The sequence below is a fragment of the Stieleria sp. genome (genome assembly GCF_041595215.1).
In the GTDB taxonomy this organism is placed as follows: domain Bacteria; phylum Planctomycetota; class Planctomycetia; order Pirellulales; family Pirellulaceae; genus Stieleria; species Stieleria magnilauensis.
In genome coordinates, this window is record NZ_JBFHKV010001440.1 from 1 (window position 1) to 1,693 (window position 1,693).

The following is a 1,693-nucleotide window of genomic DNA, read 5'->3' on the forward strand; positions in this document are numbered from 1 at the left end:
GGACGACGGCAACCACGACTCCGTGGCTGGACACCAAGAACTCGTCAACCGATTGGCTGGACAGCCAGCCCAATACGTTGCGGGCATCCCATTGTGCGTTGACCACCGGCAATGACTGTTCGGCGGCTGACCGCTGCAGGCTCGCCGGCTCGATCGACACCTGCTCTCGCGGAAACGGTTGCTCGGCCGTCGAGTCGATCGGATGCCAGCCGCGTTGTTCCCATTCCGCCTCGCGCTCCACCATCATGGCTTCGCCGCGACCGGCCAAGAACACGAACGCGGCCAGGATGACCAACATCACGTTCGCCGACATCAGCCCAAACAGTGCGAATAGGATAGCCACCACTTGGCCCACGCCGGCGGCCAAGCGTGTGGCGTTGCGATAGGGCATGCCCATGGCCAACAGCGCTCGCAAGACGCGGCCGCCGTCCATCGGGAACGCCGGCAGCATGTTGAAGACCACCAGCGCCACGTTGACCCACGCCAGCTGACCGAGAAACGCCAACACACCGTCGGCGACGATCGAGGTCGCGGCCAACAGGGGCAGCAGCGCGAACAATGCTGTCGCAATCACCACGTTCACGGCCGGCCCGGCAACCGCAATCGCCAGCTCCTGCCACGGGCTGCGCGGGATCCGCTGCAAACTGGCGACACCCCCGATCGGAAGCAGCGTGATATCACGGGTGGGAATCCCGAACCGACGGGCGGTCAGGGAGTGGCCCAGTTCATGTAGCACCACGCAGCCGAAGATCGCGAAAACCAGCAACACTGCCACGGTGGCAGCAACCGCGCCGTATCCGGCCGCCATGCTTGAGTAGTAAATCCAAATCGGAATCAGCAAAAACGTCCAGTGAATCCGCACGTCGATGCCAGCAAGCCGTCCCAAATGCCAAGAACCGTTCATTCCTATCGCTCCAAAAACTAATGACACGCACTTACACTGCATTTCCCGTGCCATTTCACGCCGAGGGACTTTGCCGGTCCGGCGCAGCGGTGCCACAGAACTCGGTATGATTGATGTAAGCCCAATGGATGATGGGCGATTCGGGATGGAGTCCGCCGGAACCCTCAAGAGTGAAGGATTGAAATGAAGATCTTAGTGCCGACCGCTGGCGAAGAAGCGGCCGTCGAAATCGCTGACTACGTGATTCTGGTCGCACGGCAACTCGACGCCGAACTGACCGTCCTGCACATTCTCAAAGACGACGAATCGAAGGCCAACGGAAGGGATTGTTGCGCGGTGTTTCTCGAAGCGGCTCATGACACCGGTGTGTCGGTCACGTCCAAAGTGGCGACCGGGAACGTGGTCGACACCATCATCGCGGCGGCCAAAGAGATCAACGCGGATCTCATTTTGATGGGCGCCAGCAGCGGCGCGGTCGTCGAAAATTGGCTCAGTGCCAACGTGATGGATGAATGCGAGATCCCCGTCCTGGTGGTCCCCCACTGCTACCGCCAGTTTTAACGGCCTGTTGATTCTGTCGATGTTCCCAGATCAACAGGCCGTGAAGCGGCCGGCAAGGCACGGTTGATCTGCCCATCTGTCGCATCAGGCTTGATGTCCGCAGAGCGAATGACCGTTGCAAACCGACACTCTTGTTCCCAGTTCAGCTCTTGCGTGACGATGCCGATCAATCAGTAACGGTTCGCTTCGTTCGGCAGGACTTATGGACAAATCGATTCTTCCCTTTCA

2 protein-coding genes are annotated in these 1,693 nt (G+C 59.9%); one reads left to right on the forward strand and one right to left on the reverse strand.

The genetic code is table 11. From position 1 onward, the window contains the following. On the reverse strand, positions 1-904 hold a 904-nt coding region (locus tag ABX749_RS31925; protein ID WP_372899598.1), incomplete at its 3' end, for a site-2 protease family protein. Between the two features lie 183 nt (positions 905-1,087). Here ABX749_RS31925 and ABX749_RS31930 point away from each other — a divergent pair. After that, positions 1,088-1,465, forward strand: coding sequence for a universal stress protein (locus ABX749_RS31930; protein ID WP_145207150.1), 378 nt, complete (start codon positions 1,088-1,090; stop codon positions 1,463-1,465). Positions 1,466-1,693: the final 228 nt, after the last annotated feature.

What these genes read in the sequence shown, in the direction of transcription:
- ABX749_RS31930 (WP_145207150.1), top strand. Translation starts at nt 1,088, where the DNA reads ATGAAGATCTTAGTGCCGACCGCTGGCGAAGAAGCGGCCGTCGAAATC.